This is a genomic window from Mucilaginibacter aquariorum, assembly GCF_024498135.1.
GTDB classification, from domain to species: Bacteria; Bacteroidota; Bacteroidia; order Sphingobacteriales; family Sphingobacteriaceae; genus Mucilaginibacter; species Mucilaginibacter aquariorum.
Genome location: NZ_JANHOH010000001.1, coordinates 1,046,928 through 1,069,956, shown reverse-complemented (window position 1 = coordinate 1,069,956; position 23,029 = coordinate 1,046,928). Strand labels below are relative to the sequence as shown.

Here is a 23,029-nt window from a genome sequence, read left to right as displayed (position 1 = left end):
AACCTCCCTTCCGGCTTAATTGCCGGAAGGGATTAAAATCTAATTTTATGAAAAATCTGAGCAGGTCAGGGAAGTTTTTTATGCCCTTTATTTTAGCAGCAAGCTTAATAGGCGCATGTAAAAAGGAGGGAAGAGAGCCAAACCCAACCGATACGGTTGCTGTAAAACCGCCGGTAACAACGATATTTGATATTAATTCTATTAATGATACTTACGCTGATATTGCGTCATTTGTGACCTATCAAAAATGGACGGTATACAATGTCCATGATCCATCGGTAAAAAAGTTTGGTGATTATTATTATAGTTACAGTACCGATGTTGCCTTTGGTGCCGGCATAAGGCCTGGTCTGCAGATCCGCAGATCAAAGGACCTGGTGCAATGGGAGTATGTTGGCTGGGTGTTTAATACTATCCCGGCAAAAGGTGCGGCGTTTATTAGTAATTTAGGCGGAACAGCCTTTAATGCGCTATGGGCTCCTTATGTACTAAAAGCAGGTTCGGCGTACCGGTTGTATTATTCGTTGTCATCAGCCGTTCCGCGCCTCAGTGTGATCGGGATGGCAACCGCCACCTCGCCCGAAGGGCCCTGGACCGAAAAAGATATTGTAGTAACATCTGCCAATGATGCCGGCATACAAACCAATGCCATTGACCCGACGGTGATCACAACAACCAGCGGAGAACAGTATATGTATTACGGTTCGGCATGGGACGGTATTTATATCCTTAAGCTTGATCCGGCTACCGGCCTTGCCTCATCATCAGGCGACAAAGGAAAGAGGATAGCAAACAGGGGGTTTACTGCCGGTAAATACAACGGTAACATCGAAGGTGCAGAGGTGATCTACAACCCCGATCTGAAAAAGTATTTCCTGTTTATCTCTTATGACTGGTTGCAAACCAAGTATAATGTAAGGGTAGGCCGTGCCGATAATCCTACAGGCCCATTTTACGACTATAACGGGCATGATCTGAACACTAACGAAGACCACGGTCCCATGATACTGGCACCGTATCAATTCGCTAACCAAAGCGGTTGGCAGGGAACCGGGCATTGCGCTGTCTTTGATAATGGCAGCGGACAATATTTTATGGCGCATCAGGCCAGGCCTGGCGTTAATTCTTTTTTTATGGATCTCCATGTACGCAAAATATCGTGGACAACAGACGGCTGGCCCATAGTATCACCCGAAAGATATGCCAATGTTGCCCAAACCGCTATTACAGCTGCCGATGTTACAGGCACATATGAAAGGATCACGCTGAACTATCATGTGGTGCCGGGCTATGGGACTGAACAGGTTTCGCCCGATTTTCAAACTGCCATGGATTTTAAGCTTGATGCCGGTGGTACTATAAATGGGAACGCAAATGATAAATGGACCTTTAACAGGCCATGGATAACCTTAGCATACAGCAACGGTGATACCTATAAACTCAGGGCAGAAAGGGAAAGGGATTGGGAAAACAAAATAACATCGACTATCATTTTTACCGGTTTGGATAATACAGGTACCGCTATATGGGGTAAAATGAAATAATAAAATCATACAAGGCCACACCTGATCCTCCCTAAAAGGCAGGACCTTTGACTTACGATTGATATTATTCATTTTAGGTTCTCCAAGGAGAAGTGCAAACATCGTTGCCAGGCTTCGGTGAAAAATCGACAGTTGAACAAGGGACGAAAAAGTGCATTTTTTTCAGATTTTTTTCCGCCCCGACGAGTGGTATTCCTTTGTTATTTACCGGGCGATGGACGCAGCGATAAAGTGCTGGAGGTCCTTTGGAAGGACAGACGTTGGCGCCCGGGCAGGGGAGACAAATGGAGTTGGCGGCGATATCGCGAAGCGTTCTTTGGGTGTAATTCGCGCGGGAGGAAGATTCATGACCATTACGGGGCCGGTCGAAGGGCCGGCTAACGGCGTTCTGCATATAGACTTTGTTGTCGAAGCGGACCGTTCCCAATTGATGGAGATAGCGAAGGTGGTTTGAAAACGAATAACGCCAACGTCGTTACGCTCGGCGAGGCGATCGCGACATACAACTCGGCCGATCGGGTCAAGGGTAAGACCATCGTCCGCGTTCGTTCATAAAGATAGGGGACGTCGGAGGTTCCGGCTTCCCCCAATCTGTTTAATAAGCTTTTCGTGAATTAATTCTTTTTACGGCGCCTGGTATCTGTCTCACACTTCAGTCAAATGTAATGTCACCGGGTTGTTCGGCGAGTCCGATCAGAATCCCTTCAGTTCCGCGCATGTAGCAAAGCCGGTAGAAGTTTTCATACTGAACCATTTCACCAACAAGCTGCGCGCCATGTTTGCTGAGCCTTGCTGCCACGTCGTCAATGTCTGTTACCGTGAACATGACACGCAGATACCCCCGGGGTGTTTACCGACGCTGTCCGGTGATCCGAAACAACAGGTGGAGAAAGAAACCGCGAAAGTTCATAGTTTGCTTATTAGGGACCTGCCAAAGCTTATTCTGCGCGCTTGAGATCATTTTGTAAAATCGCAGTTTGGACGGTTTTTTTTCATGAATTAGTCTGCAACTACAATTTTTATGTTAACTTATTGCTAAATTTACACTAAATGTTATTAATTGATGATGGATTGTCGCTGCAGGCTCTTTTAAAGCTTTCAATTTACGACATCAATCGCATATAGAGACAATTGCACCACGAAAAGGCATCATTTGTCTTTAAAGTGCATAAATGATATAGATGTTAAGTTATTATTCGTGTTTCTGAAATCACCAGTCGGAATTATATCTGGGATTACATTAAAATTACCTTAAGTGTGGTTAAAATGACATGACAAGATTATTACACCCCTTTAAATGTTTGTACGGTCGCTAAATAATGAAAGCCAACTACTCCGCAAAATCGCGGAAGGTGATCAGCACGCCTTCAAAATAATTTATGATTACCATCGGCGGGCGGTTTATGCAAGAGCGATTTTTTTACTTAAATCGGAGGTATTAGCTGAAGAAGTACTTCAGGAAGTAATGCTGAAACTTTGGCAGAGTGCAGGGAAACTTACAGATGAAACTAATCTGGGCGCTTACTTAACCACATTAACACGTAACCGAAGCTTTCAAATACTGCGGCGAAGAGTCCTGGAAGCTAAGACTGAAATTGAACTGCGAAAAGATTGGACAGAAAGCCACAACGAAACAGAGGAAGGAATCTTGCTGGCGGATACTCAAAAAATACTCGCCGACGGCATTGCGCTGTTACCCCCGCAGCAAAAAATGGTTTATGAACTTTGCCGCGTTGACGGGCTTAAATATGAACAGGCGGCTCAGTGTATGAATTTAAGTGTTGAAACGGTTAAAAGTTATATGAAACTGGCGCTTCGTTCGCTTAGATCTTACATGAAATCGCATACCGATCTTGCCGTGATTTTGATTATTCTAAAAATTATTTAATTTTTTTTCTTCTTCGATACCCCCTTATTGACTTTTCATGGATTAATATAGGAAAGGGACAATTATTATTCCCTGAACATTAATCATGTCGAATACAGAAGACAACAGGCTCCTTTTATTATATCAGAAATTTCAATCTAAAACGGCATCCGTTGAAGAGTTAACGGAATTGAACAACTTCTTAGCCAGTGAGGGTGCCGAGCAGCACCTGTTTGAACTTATTGAAAAAGAATATCAGTTATCCGAAATTAAGCAACCCGAGCTCTCCGAATTTCGCGCCGCGCAAATATTTCAGCAGATAACGAGCCAGCCTCAGACCCATCGTAAGATTAGGAGTTTATGGCCCCGCATTGCCGGGGTGGCTGCAATTGCAGGGATGCTGGTTATTTCAATTTTATTCAAAGACCAGTTCTTATCCATAGGCAACCAATCACAAGTTGTTTCTTCAAATCAGGATATTGCACCTGGCAAAAGCGCTGCCACGTTAACGCTGGCTAACGGGAGAAAAATTCTACTCACTAGTGTTCCTTCCGGCGAACTGGCCAACGAATCCGGTGTGACAATATCTAAAACTTCAAATGGAGAAATCCTTTATGAAATCAAAGAAAACAGTGAGACTAAACCGGGACAGCATAATCTGCTGTCTACAGCAATGGGAGAAACCTATCAGGTGAAATTACCCGATGGTTCCAGAGTGTGGTTAAATGCAGCCTCATCCCTAAAATACCCTGTCTCTTTTTCATCTTTAAAAGACAGGCGGGTTGAACTTCACGGCGAGGCATATTTTGAGGTAGCAAAGGATAAGCTGCATCCATTTTTAGTGGAGACAGATGGACAGGAAGTGACCGTTTTAGGGACGCATTTTAACATTAAAGCTTACAAGCAAGACAAAAATATTGTTACGACACTTGCTGAGGGTAGTGTGAGGGTCGGCTATCAGGCCTCCGCCTGGAGTGATCACGGAAAAATTGTTTATAAAGATGAAGTCATTCTAAGTCCCGGACAACAGTCGCTTTTGAAGGGGGAAACGATAAGCGTTTCAAAAGCAGCGTTGGAAGAGTCGCTTGCCTGGAAGGATGGCAACTTTGTTTTTAACGACGCCAATATTGAAAAAATAATGCAGGACATCGCCCGCTGGTATAACATTGAAGTGTTGTACGAAGGACCATTTCCAACGGGTGCATTTTCCGGCAATATCTCCCGATCTAAGAATATAAGCCAGATTCTACGGGCTTTAGAATCAACAAAACTAGTTCACTTTAAAATCGAAGGGAGGAAAGTATACGTCAGTAAATAATTACCTGTCAAAAAAATACCAGATCCCGGAAACCGGAACCTGGTTTAAGTTTCGTTTAGCTCTAAATTAATTAAAAACTATTTGCAGCGAACCTTCGCCCTGGAAAGTTGAGGTCTGCCGCATTAAACTAAACTCAGATAAATGTATAGAAAATATACCACACAATTGGGTATACGCAATTGTGTATGCCATAAAATTTTCCTCATCATGCGATTAACCTGCTTCATTTTGTTTGCATCGCTGATGCAAGTTGCCGCTGCCGGATTTGCACAGAAAATTTCCTTGTCAGAAAAAAATACGCCTTTGGTCAAGCTGTTTGCTAATATTAAAGGGCAGACCGGGGTTGATTTTGTGGCGGATGGGGATATCCTTAAGGCAGCAAGGCCCGTGAATATCCGGGTGGTTAATATGGAGCTGAAAGATGTCCTGGAAATATTATTCAAAGACCAGCCGTTAGCCTACGAAATTCAGGATAAAATAGTGGTAGTATCCCGGAAAGAACCATCATTATTTGACAGGATCAGCGCAGTTTTTACTAACATGGATGTAAATGGCTTAGTCGTTAACGAGACCGGAGAACCCATGCCGGGAGCAAGTGTATCAGTTCAGGGTGGAGGAAAGTTATATATTACCGATGCCAAAGGTACATTCAAACTACTTGACGTTTCCGGGAAAGAGACGATCATTACCAGATTTATCGGCTATAAGCCGGACACAACGGTACTTAAATCGAAAACGAGCGTTGTTATTGCATTAAAGCCCTTAGCGGCACAGTTATCAATGGTCACCATTGTCAATACAGGTTACCAGAATTTAAATAAAGAACGGGCGACAGGTTCATTTGGCGTTATAACCGCTAAAGAACTTGCACAATTTCCGACGATCAGTGTACTTGAACGTATACAGGGGATGGTTCCGGGTGTTAATGTTTCCACAAAAACAACAGCCGGCCAAAGCCGCAACGGAACCATTAACATTCGCGGTATTTCGACAATAGTTGGCAAGTACACGCAGGTGAGCGTGGAACCTTTGCTCGTTATTGACGGATTTCCATCGCAGATTTCCATCGCGCGGGGCGCGCTAGACTTTCTTAATCCGGAAGACATTCAACAGATAACTTTTCTCAAAGATGCGGCTGCCGCATCCATATGGGGAATCCAGGCTGCCAACGGCGTAATTGTCGTCACTACAAAAAGGGGTAAGCAAAATACTGCGCCTACGCTTAATTTCTCGATGACTTACAGTACGAGTGGGAAGCCAAAGATTAACTATGGGCCAACGCTTTCAGTCCCGGAATATATAGACCTGGAGAAAGATATGATCACCAATAATCTCTTATCAGATCCGGTACCTTCAAGCTACCTTCCGCGTAATAACAGTCAGGCTCAGGCTATTATTTTTAGAAATAAACGCGGCGAGATCAGTGAAGCTCAAATGAATGCCGAGCTGGCCGCACTCGGCCAGAATAATAACAGGGACCAGATCTCCCGGTATTTATTGCAAAGGCCTGCCACGAAACAATATAATTTGTCACTGTCAGGCGGTGGTATCAACAGTTCCTATTATATGTCCGGCTTCTACTATACGGATGACCGGGTATATAAAAGCAACCGGAACAAAGGATATTCCTTCAATATTGGCACAAGCTCCGGACTCTTTAAAAATCGCATAACCATAAATACATCTTTGAATTATGCCAACACCACAGATAAAACCAATCCTACGTCAGCACAGGCCATGAGCATGTCATCGGCCCTGAATATGTCACCTGGAGGTCTGCGTCCGTACGATATGCTCAAAAACCCTGACGGGAACACTAAATACTATGATGTCTTTTTGGTGCCTGAACGCGCCCGGGCTTTTGAAGGTCAAGGATATCTTCCGTTTCGATATTCACCAATTGATGAATTAAATTATAACAATACCGTAACTACCGGGAATAACCTGGGCCTTATCCTTGACGTTAATGGTAAGATCACACCCTGGCTGAGTTTGTCAGTATCCGGGAATCTGGCCAGAAATTTTAATGAGCGGGAAAATTATCAGGAACCTGACAGCTATGCATCAAGGATCATGATCAATCAGGCTACAAGTATCAATTCCTTCGGCAGGCTGGTTTACGGCATTCCAATGGGCGGAAAACTTGGATTAGACAATTCCTTAGTAAGAAGTTACAACCTCAGGGGCCAGCTGAACGTGAATAAAAACTGGAACGACAAGCATGAACTGAATGCGGTTCTGGGCAATGAAATCCGCGAGGTATTTAACAAAACCAGTGGAGAGAACCGTTACGGCTACAATAAAGAGATCAATTCGTTCAGTACTGTAAACCCAACAGAAAGATACACGGATATCTACGGCCAGCGTCCCTATATAGGCAGTACGACCGGGCCAGTGGTGGAGAAAACGACAAGGGCGCTTTCCTATTACGCAAACGCCGCTTACACCTACGACAAAAAGTACACCATATCGGGTAGCGCACGTTTTGATGATTTTAACCTTTTAGGCGTTGAGCGTAGAAAAAGGGCCATCCCGCTTTGGTCCGGCGGAGTCAGCTGGAACCTGAAACAAGAAAGCTTCCTGAAGGACGTCGAATGGTTAAGCGCCTTGTCCGGCCGCTTTACTTATGGGTTCACCGGGAACGCGCCACAAGGCTACGCGCCGGTAACTGTCATCGATTTGTCGGGGACCGATACCTATTCAGGGCTTCCTTATGCAGACATAAAAACTCCGGCAAGGGATAACCTGGCCTGGGAGAAAACGAGGATGTCAAATTATGGCATTGATTTTTCACTGTTTAATGGCCGCATTTCCGGTACGTTAGAATACTACAAGAAACACACCACAGACATATTCTATACCTTGCCGATCAACGCAACCTACGGGTTCAGGGAAACCTTATTCAACGCGGCAAGATTGGATGGGCAAGGTGTTGACCTTGGGCTATCCTTCGCCCTGGTAAGGTCTAAAACGGTAACCTGGAACAATACCATCAACTTGTCCTACAATACCAACATTGTTCATGACGAGCGCTTTAAGTTGCCTATCGGCAATGAAGATGTTATGCAAGGACAAATTATTCACGACGGTTACCCAACTGACTTCCTGTTCTCCTACAAGTTTAAGGGTTTGGACGCCAAGGGTGAAACACTTATTGAAGATCCGAAAGAACCAGGTAAGATTTACACAACAGCAGACTTTCCTTACTATGACATTAAAGCGTATTCCGGCAGAACAGCGTCTCCCTGGTTTGGCGCTTATTTCACAAATGTCACTTATAAGCACTTTGATCTGGGTTTACAGTTCCAGTATCAGTTGGGTGGTGTTTTTCGGAAACCATCGATCAATTTGCTTACTGATTTTGTAAGCAGTGCAGGAGATCTGGCAAAACGCTGGAAAAATCCCGGTGACGAGTTGACAACAACTGTTCCCGGAATTAATACTGATTATAACCTCGGTTACTTTTATGGCGCCAGTGTGGAAAGGTATTCAAATTCTGATCTACTGGTCAGAAGCAGAAGTAATGTAAAGTTGCAGCAAGTACGCCTGGCGTATTCGGTACCTCAGCAGGTAGTGGCTAAATTCGGAATTAAAGCTTTAAGCGTATCGGCGGTTTGCCGTAACCTGGGTATGATCTGGGCTGCGAACAAAGAGAAAATCGATCCCGATTACCTTTATAACGAAAGCAGCGCTTACCAATTGGCTCCCGTACGAACCTATTCGTTCCAAATTAACCTGAGTTTATAACCTTACAAAGACATCATCATGAATATTGTAAAAATATTTTTAGTAGCCATACTAACATTTGCCCTGGCATCTTGCCGTAAGTACGTCGAAAATGTTCCTGTCCAGGGACAAAGAGTTTTGGTTTATACGCAGGATTACCGTCTGCTGATCAATAGCAAAAACAATTCAGAAATTGGCTCGGGGAATTCGGCCATCCTGGGGTGTGATGACATTGATCTAAAAGATCCAAATATCCAGGATCAAATCTCAACAGACAATTCGAACCTTGCGATGTATACCTGGGATAAGCCCTTTTATCTTGAAAAAGTTGACGATTTTGACTGGAATGGGATGTATAAAGCGATGTACACCTATAATACCGTGATAACAGGCGTTCTGGATAGTAAAGGCGGTTCGCCGGCGGAACGGAATGAAATTTATGCTGAGGCACTTGTACAGCGGGCCTTTACTTATTTTACCCTGGTCAGCTCTTATGCGAAGCAGTATGACGCTGGTACGGCCAATACCGACCCAGGGGTACCGCTCTTGCTCGAAGCGAAATTATTTGTACCCTTACCGAGAGCGACCGTTGCTCAGGTTTATGCGCAGGTGCTTAAAGACCTGGAAATAGCTATCCCCCTGATATCGGTTATCAAGGAAAATGCTGTAAGACCCAGCAGGGCCGCTGCTTATGCTTTATTGGCCAAGGTACATTTAAATATGCGGAATTTTGAGGCCGCACGCCAGGCCGCAGAACAATCGCTGGCCCTTTCAGGAGAGCTTTATGATTACAACCAATCAGCCGACCCTTTAAACGCTCCTTTTCCAACGCTCCTGGAGAATAAACAAATCCTTTTGCGGAAAATACCCAGGACTAGTTACTCGGCATTGCAGTTAAGTGATGACTTGCTGAATTTATTAGGGACCAAAGATCTAAGATATGTGCTGTTTACCAGAACTGGTGATCAGTTTTATCCTGTTTTTAATGGCAGAGGTTTTTGGGCTGGCGGCGGTTCTGATCCGGCATGCGTTGGCTTAACAGTTAACGAAACGTGGCTGATCAGGGCGGAATGCCTGGTAAGGGCAGGGCAACGTAATGAAGCGGTAAAAATGCTGAATGACCTGCGTAAATTCAGGTTTACCCCAGGCGATTATGCAGCCCTGACCGCCACGAGTGATCAGCAGGCTTTGCAAATGGTCATTGATGAACGCCGGAGGGAATTTTTCGGAACGGGCCTGCGCTGGTTTGACCAGAAACGCTTAAATAAAGAGCCTTCGCTGGCCAAAACGGTCACACGTACCTTTAAGAATGTTACTTATACCCTGACGCCTAACAGCAACGGGTACGTATTCCCGTTTTCTTCCATAATCGTAAACCAGAATCCGGAACTAATACAGAACCCAAAATAAATTCATCTACTCATTTTCCGTATTGATCTACCCTTACCGGGTTCATCAATACGGAATTGAATTGCCTAAAAAAAAGTCTGTTATGCAGAAAAGTATTGTTAAAATAGAAAATCTGTCACATAAATATAGCGCCAACTGGGCTATTCGTGACATTAACCTGGAAATCAACAGCTACGGGATCGTCGGCCTGCTTGGATCAAATGGTGCCGGTAAATCTACCACCATGAATATTCTTTGCGGGTCATTAAACCAAACCGAAGGCAACGTTTACATTAACGGTATAAACTTCAGGGATGATCCTATGCGGGCAAAAAGGGAAATTGGCTTTTTGCCCCAAAGCCCGCCTCTGTATATGGATCTTACCGTTGATGAGTATCTTATGTATTGCGCCGGATTAAGGCATATGTCGGGTAACGAGCGAAAAGGCGCGGTTAAAGAAGCCAAAGAGCGTTGCGGGATCGCACACTTTAGCAACCGGCTGATAAAAAACCTTTCCGGCGGATACAGGCAACGCGTGGGGATAGCACAGGCAATCGTACACCGGCCCAAAGTGCTTGTCCTGGATGAACCAACAAATGGGCTGGATCCAAACCAGATCATAGAAGTAAGGGCGTTGATCAAAGACATTGCCAGGGACAGGGTTGTTATATTTTCTTCTCATATCCTTTCTGAAGTACAATTGCTGTGCAGGGATATTATGATGATCGAGAATGGCAGGATTGTTTTTGAAGATAGCATGGATGCGTTCAATAATTACATAGCACCGCATAGCATGCTCGTTCACCTGAACAATATGCCGGCAATCATGGAGCTTGAAGCTATCCAAGGGGTCATGAAGGCAGATCTGCTTACAGAGAAGCTCGTTCGGCTGTTCTTTAGCGGCGATTCCGGAATTGCCGAGACCATAGTCAATGAAAGCGTTAACAAAGGCTGGCGGCTTCAGGAGATCACACTCGAAAAGAATTCGGTCGAGGAAATATTTAAACAACTATCACAACATCAGTCCAATAATATATCTTAATGAAAACTATTTTCAGAATTGCAAAAACAGAGTTAAAATTACTTTTTTATTCTCCAATAGCCTGGTTTCTCATTATCATCTTTACGGTTCAATGCGGCATCGTGTATTCAAAAATGCTGGAATCCTCTGCTGAAATTCAGGAAGGCGGCTTTAAAAATACCTTCAGCATAATTGCAGGGATATTTTCCGGAGCAAACGGTCTTTTGTCGACTGTAATGGGAAACCTGTATCTCTATCTTCCTTTACTTACCATGGGCCTTATCAGCCGGGAAACCAGCAGTGGCACCATTAAGCTGCTCTATTCCTCGCCCATTCGTGTACGCGAAATTGTACTGGGAAAATTTGCAGCAATGGTAGCACTGAGCTTTTTGCTGGTCGCCATCGTAGCTTTTTTCATAACGTTAAGCTATTTTACGGTAAAATCACCCGATACCGGTTTACTTTTAAGCTGCCTGCTCGGCCTGTTCCTGTTACTTTGCGCTTATTCAGCTATCGGGCTATTTATGTCTTCCCTGACCACTTATCAGATCGTGGCAGCTGTCTGCACTTTTGTAACGTTCGGTATCCTGTATAATATTTCAGGTTTGTGGCGTGGGGTACCATTTTTAAGGGATGTAACTTACTTCCTTTCCGTAGCCGGTCGTACTGACTGGATGCTTGCCGGGCTGATCACCAGTAATGGTATCGTGTACTTCCTGTCTATAGTGTTCCTTTTTCTGGGACTAACCATCTATAAGTTGAAGTCCGGCATGGAATCGACATCGCCGCTGGTAAAAGTTTCCCGTTATGGCATCATTGTCATTTGCACGCTTGCTATCGGTTGCATCAGTGCGATACCTCAACTCATTGTGTATTTCGATGTCACGGAAAATAAAACGAATACCATTAGCCCGGAGACCCAAAAGATCATCAGGGAACTTGGTGACGAGCCGCTGGAAGTGACCGGGTATGCTAATTTGTTTGGCGGATTTTTAGAAGACGGGAATCCGGAATCCTACCAGAAAAACATCAACGAATGGGCACCTTACGTTCGTTTTAAACACAACATCATACTAAAAAGTGTCATGTATTACGATACGCTGGGTCTGGGTAAAGAGATTAGTAGAAGAAACCCGGGAAAATACTTAGCGCAGGTTGCGGAAAAGGCGGCTAAAAACGGTGACATGAGCCTGGATCAGTTTAAGCGGCCAGAAGAGATCAGAAAAATGATCGACCTGTCGCACGAGCCCAATTATTACATCATGGAGTTGAAATACAAGGGGCGAAAAACATTCCTGCGCGTGTTTCCTGATAACGAGCACTGGCCATCTGAAACGGAGGTATCGGCTGCGTTAAAAAGGCTTCTGAATACTAAGATGCCCAAAATTCTTTTTGCAACGGGTAACCTGGAACGTAACATCAACAAAATCGGAGATCGCGACTACCGTGCGTTGACAAACCTGAAGAATTTCAGGAACTCGCTGTTAAATCAGGGTTTCGACGTTGATACCGTTTCATTGGAGTCCGGCGTTATTCCTTCCGATATTTCCGCCCTCGTACTGGCAGATCCGAAGACCGTACTTAGTTCCTCAGCAACGGCCAAACTACAAAAATATATAGATGCCGGTGGTAACCTATTGATCTCCGGCGAACCCGGAAAGCAAGCTGTTTTGAATCCGTTGCTCAAACAATTTGGGGTACAATTGATGAACGGGGCTATTGTACAACAAAGTAAGGACCTCCAGCCCGACTTGGCCGCACCCTTCCTGACCAGCGCGGCAGGAAACCTTTTCCCGCCGCTTAAACAAGTTCATCATGATAGCATCGTTGTCTCCATGCCGACGGCGGCCGCCCTTTCAATTGAAGGTTCAACGGCATACGATATTAAACCATTGCTGATCACCAATGCGAGAAAAAGCTGGTTAAAAAAAGACAAATTCTTAAGTGACTCTGCTACCGTCCGGTTTGAACCGGAGAAAGGCGACCTGAAAAAACCATTTCCGCTCGCGGTAAGTATTACGAGAAATTTAAACGGCAAAGAACAACGCATCATCGTCGCCGGAGATGCTGATGTAATGTCTAATGTTGAATTGAATCGCTTTAATATGAGGACTGGCAACTTTGCCTTTAATACGGGCGTTTTCAGCTGGCTGAGTTATGGTCAGTTTCCTATCAGCAGTTTCCGGCCCATGCCGAAGGATCTCCTGGTACTGGTTACTAAAGACCAGGTTAAGAATTTAAGAATCGTGCTGATCTGGGTGCTTCCGGGCATATTATTGGCCATAGGCAGTTTAATACTCATCAGAAGAAAAAGAAAATAACGATGTCATTTTTAACCGATCAGCAAACAATTAATGACCTGAATATTTTCGGCAAACAGGGCGTTGATTCCATCTATCAGCTATTTAACAAGACCAGCACCCGTGGCGGAGCGGTCATACTGGAAGAGATGTTCCGCTCCCCGCTTTCCGATTATGCGCAGATTACTCAAAGAAGTGAAACTATTCAATATTTCGCTAAAGCCGGATTACAGTTTCCCTTTCCTGCCCATCAGTTTGATACGGTAGAATCGTATTTACGGAATAATGATCATCGGACCAAGCTTTCAGCACAGGATGATTCGGTTGTCAAAAAGCTAAGCAACATGGTTATGCCGGACGGGGATACCTCTTCCATGTATAATGGGGTAACTGTTTTATTAGAACTCATGAAGGGGTTGAGTCTTTTTCTAAAAAGTTTAGAAGCGGACGCAATGAACTCTTACCGCTCTGAGAGGACTGAGATCTTGGATATTCTGAATAGTCCTGCGTTTTCACATGGCTTAGCAACAAAGCCAGGAAAAAAACTTTCGACCGCGGAATTTGCGGAATATGATGAATTTTTCAGGTTTCGCTTCCGTGATATGGTCGTCAAATTACTGAACTATATCTATCAATTGGATGTATATATCACTGTTGCAAAGGTCGCTGCAGATCGGGGCTTTATTTTCCCCGAGGCAATGCCTGAAAATCAGAATGAAGTAAGGCTTGAAGGCGTTTACCACCCGCAGCTGGACAAGGCGGTGCCCAACTCCATAAGTATTACAGCGGACAGTAACGTGGTTTTTCTGACCGGAGCAAACATGGCGGGCAAATCAACCTTTATGAAGTCGCTGAGCATTGCGCTTTATATGGCGCATATGGGTTTCCCGGTTGCGGCAAAAAACATGCAATTTTCCGTTCTGGACGGCATGTTTACGACCATCAACCTGCCGGACAACCTGGGTATGGGTGCCAGTCACTTTTATGTTGAAGTTTTAAGGATTAAAAAAATAGCATTAGAGCTTAAGCAGGGGAAGAACTTGTTTGTACTGTTCGATGAAATGTTCAGGGGCACGAATGTTAAGGATGCCTGCGAAGCGACTATTGCTTTTACAGAAGCCTTTGCAGGTAAGCGAAATAGCCAATTTGTGATTTCCACACACATCATCGAGGCAGGAGAAATGCTTCAAAAGAAATGCGGCAATATCAATTTCGTGTATTTACCGACACTTATGGATGGGAACCAACCGGTATATACCTATTCGTTAAAACAGGGGTTAACCGCAGATCGCCATGGTATGGTGATTGTAAAAAATGAAGGTATCCTGGAAATCTTAAAATCCGGCCTGGAGCGGATATCTAATCGAGGATTATGAGCTTTAAAGTCGACAAACAAACTCAGGAAGACCTGAACTTACTGGGTAAATACACACCGGGTTCTGTCTTTAATTTATTCAACAAAGTGCAAACCAGCGGCGGAGAGCGGCTGCTACAGCAAATGTTCCAACAACCACTTACGGATCCGCAAGCAATAAATACACGAAGCGGTTTATTTAAGTACTTCGGACAGAAAAAGTTGTTATTCCCATTTAGCAAGCAGGATTTCCAGGAAGTAGAAAATTATTTTCGCATAGGCACCAGCAGCAATTATCCGGGCGCCTTATTGCATGTCGTTTCTACCAGGGTACAAAACTATCTCTTAAAGGATGAACGCTATGTGAAATTACAAGACGGCCTTTCGATAACGATTAAAATGTTGAATGATTTGCGCAGCTTTCTTGACGCGTTAAATGATGGCGGAACGACGCCCTTTGATCATGAAAAAAACATACTCTTAGGTATCCTGGCCCATCCCCGCCTCCGGAATTTATTGGAACAGATAAATTCGGCAAAATTTTCCATCATGCAGCTGGCAGCTTATGATTATCTGATCAAAAAAACGCTACAGGCCGACATGGAAACCCTGCTGGAGAATATCTATAAACTGGATATCTACATTGCCGTAAGCGCAGTTGGCAGAGATCGTGGATTTACCTATGCGGAAGCGGTGCCAAAAGCCGGGCATCTGATTAAGATCAGCGAAGTATGGCATCCGGCGTTAATTAATGGAGTTGCCAATCCTGTAAATTTTGACGAAGGCAGTAACATGCTATTTCTGACCGGGGCCAATATGGCCGGTAAATCAACGTTCATGAAAGCTTTTGGCATTGCAGTTTACCTAGCCCATATGGGGTTTCCCGTTGCTGCCAAATCCATGCAGTTTTCCGTTCGCGATGGTATTTATTCCTCCATCAACGTCTCCGATAACCTGAATATGGGGTATAGTCATTTTTATGCAGAAGTATTACGCGTAAAGAAGGCGGCGGAGGAAGTAGCTACCGGAAATAGCTTCGTCGTCTTATTTGACGAATTGTTCAAAGGCACCAATGTAAAGGATGCCTATGACGCCACACTGGCTGTTACAGCAGCGTTTGCGCAATATCATCAGTCCTTTTTTATCATCTCTACACATATTATTGAGGTAGGCGAAGCTTTGCAGAAAACTTCCGAAAATGTACAGTTTGCTTTTTTACCAACGGTTATGCACGGCAATGTACCAAAGTATACTTATAAGCTGCAGTCAGGCATAACCACTGATCGTCAGGGTATGCTCATTATCGAAAATGAAGGAATACTAGCCTTATTAACTGAAAAATAACATGAAAAACTATATAACTAAAACTTTTTCTTCAAAAAAAAGTAATTTCCTTTCTCATTGGATAAAGTTGCTTCCGCTGATCTTTATCCTGTTCATCTTAGCTGCACCTTCCTTTGCTCAAAAAGGGTTAAGCCGTGTGGAAGCGGAAAAGCTTGCAAAAAAAGAATGGACGATAGAGAAAAACAAGTTACGTCCGGCGGCAGAGAAGGTCTGGTCAGAAGGAGTTATCCGCTTTGGAAAATATACTATGCCTTTTGCCTATCGGGCATTCGGCGATAAACCTGCTGACGGGCGTAGCCTCTACATATCACTTCACGGTGGTGGAAATGCACCTCCGGCGGTCAATGATCAGCAGTGGGAGAACCAGCGGACACTATATCCGATAAAAGAAGGGTTTTGTATCGTGCCCAGGGCACCTACTAATACCTGGAATTTATGGCACGAAGATCATATCGACAATTTGCTGGATTCTTTAATCCGGTACGCTGTCATCTTAGAAGATGTCAATCCAAATAAAGTCTACATCCTGGGGTACTCTGCAGGGGGTGACGGGGTATTTCAACTAGCCCCGCGTATGGCAGACCGTTGGGCCGCCGCTTCGATGATGGCAGGGCATCCGGGTGATGCCAATGCCCTCAATCTTCGAAACCTGCCATTTGCCATTTACATAGGCGGCAGAGACACGGCTTATAGCCGGAATACCCTGGCCATCGCTTTTAACCAAAAATTAGACAGCCTGCAGAGGCTCGACCCCCAAGGATTTATCCACGATTTTCATTTATATGCAGATAAGGCACACTGGATGGATCACAGAGACACTATAGCAATATCACGGATGGCCTCTTTTACAAGGAACCCACTTCCCAAAAAAGTATCATGGGTACAAGACAACCGGCTTCAACATCGCTTTTACTGGTTATCCGCACCTGTCGAAACGCTTAGCGAAGGTGCAGCGGCCGAACTGAGCATAAAAGGAAACCAGATAACCGTAACTAAGAGCACCGTCAAGGTATTAAATATCAATCTTAATGATAAAATGATGGACCTGGATCGAAAGATTACTGTTATAGAGAACGGGCGTATCCTATTCCGGGGCAAAGTCAAACGAAATTTAAACACAATCAAAAGGACAATCCATGAATACCAGGATCCTCAGATGATCTTTTCCGTGAAATTAATTTTAATGGGAGATAAAGTGACTGTGAAAAATTCCTGAGCCGATTTATGTGAAGGAACTGTCCAACATGGTCGCAGAAACATTGCCACTGGCGAGAAGAATACTCCTTCCTGGCGATAGTTGTCAGTGAATTTATGGCAAGCTTTTATCAGCGGTTTCAATCAGTGTTTAGTATATAGATATGAACTTACTGCTTAATGACTGTATCGCTGCCAATAATAGGATTAGCAAGTGAGGCACATAGAGGAGGTGTAATCATCAATAAAGAAAGGTAATACATAAGCCTGCAAATCGATAAAAGTTAAATTAACTAAATAAACATTTCAATGAAAAAAATACTTTTGACCGGAGGGGTCACCATGGCTTTATTGGCTTGTATAGTAAGTCAGAGAACGATCGCTCAAATCCGAAGGGCGGTTCCAAAAAAAAGTATGGCTGCCGAACTTCCATTAGATCCTGCAGTTCGTACAGGTAAACTACCCAACGGCCTTACTTATTATATCCGTCATAATGAAGAACCTAAAAACAGGGTAGTATTCTACCTGGCCAATAAAGCCGGGTCTATACTTGAGAGCAATGAACAGCAAGGCCTTGCGCATTTTCTCGAACATATGAACTTTAATGGAACGAAGCACTTTCCAAAAAGTGATCTGGTTAACTACCTTCAAAAAACAGGTGTACGATTTGGCGCTGATCTGAATGCCTATACTTCGTTTGACGAAACAGTGTACCAGCTGCCCTTGCCGTCTGATGACCCAGAGATTCTATCTCAAGGTATACAGATTATGCGGGATTGGGCACAGGACGCCACGCTTGACCTGGACGAGATCAATAAAGAACGAGGGGTGATTTTGGAAGAGAAACGTTTGGGTAAAGGAGCCCAGGACAGGATGCAACGGCAATATTGGCCGGTTGTGCTTAATCAGTCGCGGTACGCATCCCGCCTCCCGATCGGGACGGACTCGGTACTTAAATGGTTTAAGCCCGAAACCATCAGGTCGTTCTACAAGGACTGGTACCGCCCTAATCTGCAGGCGCTAATTGTAGTGGGCGATATTGATGTGAACGAGATGGAAAAGAGCATCCTGAAAAAATTCAGCGACCTGAAAAACCCCAAAAACGAAAGATCAAGAACCCAATACAGCATTCCGCTTACCGGTAAAAATCAGTTTTTAACGGTCACTGATAAAGAAATGACATCAACCGTGCTGCAAATAATCATTAAGCATCCGGGCCTTGGACTGAAATCAGCAGGTGATTTTCGCCAATCCACAATCAGGCAACTATTCAATTTTATGATGAATGAGCGTATTACTGATTTGCAGCGCCAGGCTAATCCACCATTTATAAGCGGTGGCATGGGTATCGGTGAACTTTTAGGCGGGCTTGACCAGTTTTCAGTTTTTGTAAATGCAAACCCGGGTCAATTGGAAAAAGGCCTTAAAGCTATCTGGCGGGAAACGGACAGGATAAAGAAATTAGGTTTTACGCAAGGGGAACTCAACCGGGCTAAGCAAAGTTACCTGAGTAAAATGGAAGCCGGCGTCAAGGAAAGTAAAAAAACAAACTCGGACAGCTACGTTAATGAATACCTTCAATATTTCTTGAAAGGAACCGCATCTCCGGGTATACAATTTGAATATACGCTGCTCAAGAAATCGTTACCCGGAATAAATTTAAGTGACCTGAACAACCTGGCTAAGGCACAGATTAAAACAAATGACAGGGATATATTGATAATGGCTCCGGACAAGGATAAAGTCAGTCTGCCTGATGAAAAAAAGGTGCTGACCTGGATGAGCCAGGTTGAGCAGGAAAAGCAATCGCAGTACCAAAACGTTGTAATTGGACAACCTTTACTTACAACTAAACCAAAGAGTGGCCGTATCATGAGTGTGATCACCGATAGTCTACTGAACCTTACCACTATTCAATTTGCTAACCATGTCAAAGTTATTCTCAAACCGACCGATTTCAAAGACAATCAGATTCTGTTCAGTAGTTCTACTCCCGGTGGATCCTCCTTGTATAGCGATAGCGATTATGAATCAGCATCTAACGCGGCCGGCATAATTTCATCTTTCGGCGCCGGTAATTATAATCCTATCCAGTTGAATAATTTCTTGACGGGCAAACAATTTGGGGTACAGATGCAAATGTCAGAACGCACGACAGGCGTTAGCGGATCCGCAGTTCCCGCTGAATTAGAAAACGCACTGGAGTTATTGTATGCATACTATACCCAACCAAGAAAGGACAAAGACCTATTTGCAGGATTGATCGCCAAGTCGAAAGCCAGCCTCGAAAATCGTGCTAACTCATCGGTCAGTGTTTTTCAGGATACGGTGTATGCAGTATTAGGTAACCACAATATCCGGAGAAGCGGTCCAAGTATCTCAAAAATTGATCAGATAAGCCTGGACAGAGCTTATGACATATATAAAGAACGCTTTGGAAATGCCTCGGGCAGTACATTTACTTTTGTCGGCAATTTTGATGTAAAGGCGATACAGCCATTGCTGTTAAAATATATCGGCGGCTTGCCGGCAATGGATTCTGTAACGCCCGCGAAGGATTTGAACATCAACATTCCGGAAGGGAATTACGAAAAAAAGGTTTTTAAAGGCACGGAAGATAAAGCAACTGTGTTATTGGTCTGGTCCGGTAAATTCAAATACAGCCAGTCGAACCGGTATACCATGGACGCCCTGAAGGAAGTACTTACCATACGCTTGCTGGAAAGGTTACGGGAAGAAGAAAGCGGCGTATATACACCGAGCGCATCTGTAAATGTTGCCAAGTTACCACAGGAACGCTTCTCCCTGATTGTGAATTTCGGTTGTGCACCGTCAAATGTTGACAAGTTAATCCAATCGACGTTGGATGAAGTGACTAAACTAATCACTGACGGGCCGCAACAGGTCAATATTAATAAATGGCGTTCCGAGATGCTCCGCTTGCGCGAAACTGAAGTTCGCACCAACGAATGGTGGCTTGGCTATATTTCCGGCCAAGTTCAAAATGAAGAGAAATTAACTATTCCGGGTGTTAACACCACTTTAATAAACGCCGTAACACCGAATGATGTAAAGAAAATTGCTGAAAAATATTTAGACGGTCATAATCTCATCAAATTGATTCTGCTGCCTGAGCATGTTATATCTCAATAGTAATTAACGGAGTTGAATGATGAGCACTCGATATAAATCTGAGCTGCCCATTTTTAAATTTAAAAGTATCTAATACAATTATTTTCTAATCGACAATATTGCGATTGCAATGAACTTAAACAAATATAAAAATCATGAAAACTTTAAAACCTGTATTATTCTCTATTCTCTTATTTGTCCTAAACTATGCTACTGCCTACAGCGCAACAAAAAATGATACAAGCAGTATTCTGAATGCCTATTATGAAGTAAAGAACGCGCTGGTGATCGGAACGGCAACTACCGTTAATGCCAAAGCTAAAGATTTGATAACTGCTTTAACTTCCATTTCGGCAACACAATTAACCGCTAAAGAAAAGGCCGTTTGGTCAAAATATGCGGACAAATTAAAATTTGACGCAAGACATATCTCCGAAAGTGCAGATATATCGCACCAAAGGGAACACTTTGCCAGCTTATCGCTCAACATGTTTGAGCTAGTGAAGAGCCTTAAAATCAACACAGCTATTGTTTACAGGCAATACTGCCCGATGAAAAAAAGCTATTGGCTAAGTGAATCATCGACTATTGAAAACCCATATTATGGCGATCAAATGCTGACCTGCGGCGAAGTGAAAGAAACGCTTGATCCGTCGGGAAAGTAAATGAAATAAAAAAGCCCGGCGTACGGGCCGGGCATTCCCCAAGTATGGTCTTTTTTGTCATAGTTTGCCGAATTCGGTTCCGTTAAATTTTGAAGAGATCATAAGTTTAGGCGCTGCAGCGCCTATTGGAACATTAGGACCATTAGCTAAAACATCGGCGTTTGGGTCTCAAACACTTATTCTGTGACCCCAAAGATTTATATAAAAGTCTAAAACCTCGGCCTGCGGCGACAACCAGCAGGCTTTTATTTGGAGGCCCATGCAAATGGCAACAGCGTTTTGTTTTCGTGGCGCTGCTTCCCTTCGATCGTTTTATACAAGCTCATCGCTTTACGGTAAACCTAAAGTATCCTCCTGTCTTGTTTTACTTTTATTCCTGTTAATAATAAAAACGGCCAAAGCCAAAAAGAGAGGACGGTCAGATCTTCAAGATGTTCCCGCCTCTCAACTCATTGACGGAGAAACTAAGACTGATCGGCATGAATCCGTCCAAAGTAACTGGTGGGAGTATTACCCGCAGCGCTTCCATACGTTCACCAATTGACGGATACGTAAGCAAGGTAAATGTCAATATCGGCAAGTATGTAAACCCAAGCGACGTACTGTTTGAGATCGTTGATCCGCGTGATATCCATTTGGCTTTGGATGTGTTTGAAAAAGACATCAACCTGCTGCACCAGGGGCAGAAAGTGATCGCTTATACAAACAGTAACCCCGGCAAAAAATATGAATGCACCATCGTATTGATTGGTAAAGACCTAACCGACCAGCGTAAGACGGAGGTGCACTGCCATTTCGAGCAATACGATAAAAACCTGTTACCGGGTACTTTTATGAACGCGGAGATTGAGGTCACCGCCAATAACGCGCTGATGCTGCCTGAAGATGCGATCGTAAATTTTGAAAGTAAAAGTTATGCTTTTAAAGTAAAAGGCAAGAATACCTTCGAGATCGTGGAAGTTAAACCCGGCGTAGCCAAAGACGGCTATGTAGAATTACAGGCGAACAGTTCCGAATTGCGTAATCAAATATTTGTGACCAAAGGCGCTTACAGCCTGCTGATGAAAATGAAAAATACCAGTGAGGATGAATAATATCAATATTATTATTTATGAAATGGATCACTCGCGAAAAATCGAAAATAGACCGCATTGCCTGTCCCTGGCTGATCAAACGGTTTGTTGACCCTGGATGAATTTAAACAAGGACACTTCCCTAGCAGGTGTATTTTTTTTCCTGCACAATTATTGTTATTCCTTTTGTGTATAAAAAAAGTTGAAAATCTATGGAGAAGCAAAATGAATATCTCTCGTTTTACGGAGTTCGCTATATCGTGAGCGATTTAGATGCCGCCGTGTTGTTCTATAAAGATTTGCTCGGATTTACGGTTGATATGCAGGTTGCACCGGGTTTAGCCAGGTTGTCGAAAGGCAGCCTGCGTTTATTCCTGAATAGACCGGGCTTCGGCGGCGCCGGGCAATCAATGCCTGATGGTACAGTTCCTGCACCGGGCGGATGGGCCCGGATAATACTGGAAGTAGGAAACCTGGAAGCGGCTATTGCCACATTAAAAACAAAAAAAGCACAGTTTCGTAATGAACTGGTAACAGGGCAGGGCGGCAGACAAATTCTGTTACGGGATCCCTCAGGCAACCTGATTGAGTTGTTTGAGCCAAATGAACAGGCCAAACCCCTCAAATAAATAGGGCAAGGCTCTAATATTGCTGGCTGGGCAGGTTGCAGACTTGCGCCTTTAATGGAGCGCCTTTTTTTCGCATCACCATCCCATAAAAAATTGAAATGATCCGATCCAAAATATGTTTAAGTTTTGACTTTTAAAAAGCTTGCATTAATGGCCACCACAACCGTACTTACAGTCATCAACTCCGCCCCGGGAGCAGGACTTAAAACAATACCCTGATTATAGATTACACCAGCGGCCAGGGGTAGGGCGATAACATTGTATCCGGTAGCCCAAGCCAGATTTGGTATCTTTTCCGATAGGTCGCTTTACCGAAAGGATCAAACTGACAATATCCTTTGGATTGTTGTTCACCAAAACAATTCCCGCAGCTTCTGCCGCTATATCGCTTCCCGAACCTACTGCTATACCGATGAGTTTCGGCGTTTTGAGATTTTATCCCGTCAACAAAATGGCTATTTATAGCCAATTAA

16 protein-coding genes and 1 pseudogene are annotated in these 23,029 nt (G+C 43.9%); 15 read left to right on the top strand and 2 right to left on the bottom strand.

Annotated features, from left to right (window positions below; genetic code table 11):
* The first annotated feature begins 47 nt into the window (after positions 1-47).
* A complete protein-coding gene (locus NPE20_RS04610; protein ID WP_256537429.1) occupies positions 48-1,544 on the top strand; it encodes an arabinan endo-1,5-alpha-L-arabinosidase in 1,497 nt (498 codons plus the stop codon).
* 652 nt (positions 1,545-2,196) lie between these two features.
* Here the strand turns inward: NPE20_RS04610 and NPE20_RS04605 are convergent.
* Entirely contained in the window at positions 2,197-2,370 is a 174-nt protein-coding gene (locus tag NPE20_RS04605; RefSeq protein WP_256537428.1) for a VOC family protein, read from the bottom strand.
* A gap of 471 nt (positions 2,371-2,841) precedes the next feature.
* Here NPE20_RS04605 and NPE20_RS04600 point away from each other — a divergent pair, with 471 nt between their 5' ends.
* The 14 genes from NPE20_RS04600 to NPE20_RS04535 all read left to right on the top strand — a co-directional run bounded on the left by NPE20_RS04600 (position 2,842) and on the right by NPE20_RS04535 (position 22,556).
* Positions 2,842-3,432 carry an RNA polymerase sigma factor gene (locus NPE20_RS04600; protein WP_256537427.1) on the top strand — a complete coding sequence of 197 codons (591 nt, stop codon included), beginning with the start codon at positions 2,842-2,844 and terminating at the stop codon, positions 3,430-3,432.
* 85 nt (positions 3,433-3,517) lie between these two features.
* The gene (locus NPE20_RS04595) at positions 3,518-4,729 is read left to right on the top strand and encodes a FecR family protein (RefSeq protein WP_256537426.1); all 1,212 of its coding nucleotides are present in this window, start codon (positions 3,518-3,520) and stop codon (positions 4,727-4,729) included.
* Between the two features lie 207 nt (positions 4,730-4,936).
* Positions 4,937-8,476, top strand: coding sequence for a SusC/RagA family TonB-linked outer membrane protein (locus tag NPE20_RS04590; protein ID WP_256537425.1), 3,540 nt, complete (start codon positions 4,937-4,939; stop codon positions 8,474-8,476).
* An 18-nt stretch (positions 8,477-8,494) separates the two neighbouring features.
* Entirely contained in the window at positions 8,495-9,865 is a 1,371-nt protein-coding gene (locus tag NPE20_RS04585) for a RagB/SusD family nutrient uptake outer membrane protein (RefSeq protein ID WP_256537424.1), read from the top strand.
* Between the two features lie 82 nt (positions 9,866-9,947).
* A complete protein-coding gene (locus NPE20_RS04580) occupies positions 9,948-10,886 on the top strand; it encodes an ABC transporter ATP-binding protein (protein ID WP_256537423.1) in 939 nt (312 codons plus the stop codon).
* Entirely contained in the window at positions 10,886-13,186 is a 2,301-nt protein-coding gene (locus NPE20_RS04575) for a Gldg family protein (RefSeq protein ID WP_256537422.1), read from the top strand. The genes NPE20_RS04580 and NPE20_RS04575 overlap by 1 nt, the downstream gene beginning before the upstream one ends.
* 2 nt (positions 13,187-13,188) lie before the next feature.
* A complete protein-coding gene (locus tag NPE20_RS04570) occupies positions 13,189-14,541 on the top strand; it encodes a MutS-related protein (RefSeq protein WP_256537421.1) in 1,353 nt (450 codons plus the stop codon).
* Positions 14,538-15,863 carry a MutS-related protein gene (locus NPE20_RS04565; protein WP_256537420.1) on the top strand — a complete coding sequence of 442 codons (1,326 nt, stop codon included), beginning with the start codon at positions 14,538-14,540 and terminating at the stop codon, positions 15,861-15,863. Before NPE20_RS04570 ends, NPE20_RS04565 begins: the two co-directional genes overlap by 4 nt.
* Before the next feature lies 1 nt (position 15,864).
* Positions 15,865-17,079 (top strand): alpha/beta hydrolase, encoded by a 1,215-nt coding sequence (locus tag NPE20_RS04560; RefSeq protein ID WP_256537419.1) that lies wholly within the window; start codon positions 15,865-15,867, stop codon positions 17,077-17,079.
* A gap of 287 nt (positions 17,080-17,366) precedes the next feature.
* Entirely contained in the window at positions 17,367-20,210 is a 2,844-nt protein-coding gene (locus NPE20_RS04555) for a M16 family metallopeptidase (RefSeq protein WP_256537418.1), read from the top strand.
* Positions 20,211-20,344: 134 nt separating this feature from the next.
* Positions 20,345-20,854: a DUF3347 domain-containing protein gene (locus NPE20_RS04550; protein ID WP_256537417.1), complete on the top strand. Its 510-nt coding sequence runs from the start codon at positions 20,345-20,347 to the stop codon at positions 20,852-20,854.
* Positions 20,855-21,333: 479 nt separating this feature from the next.
* Positions 21,334-21,948, top strand: a complete 615-nt coding sequence (locus NPE20_RS04545) for an efflux RND transporter periplasmic adaptor subunit (protein WP_494337220.1) — start codon at positions 21,334-21,336, stop codon at positions 21,946-21,948.
* Between the two features lie 17 nt (positions 21,949-21,965).
* Positions 21,966-22,049, top strand: coding sequence for a chromate resistance protein ChrB domain-containing protein (locus tag NPE20_RS04540; protein WP_256538670.1), 84 nt, complete (start codon positions 21,966-21,968; stop codon positions 22,047-22,049).
* Between the two features lie 90 nt (positions 22,050-22,139).
* Positions 22,140-22,556: a VOC family protein gene (locus tag NPE20_RS04535; protein WP_256537415.1), complete on the top strand. Its 417-nt coding sequence runs from the start codon at positions 22,140-22,142 to the stop codon at positions 22,554-22,556.
* A gap of 119 nt (positions 22,557-22,675) precedes the next feature.
* On the opposite strand, the pseudogene NPE20_RS27050 reads toward NPE20_RS04535, so the two are convergent.
* A pseudogene (locus tag NPE20_RS27050) lies at positions 22,676-22,970 on the bottom strand (heavy metal translocating P-type ATPase); the annotation flags it as partial.
* Positions 22,971-23,029 lie beyond the last annotated feature (59 nt).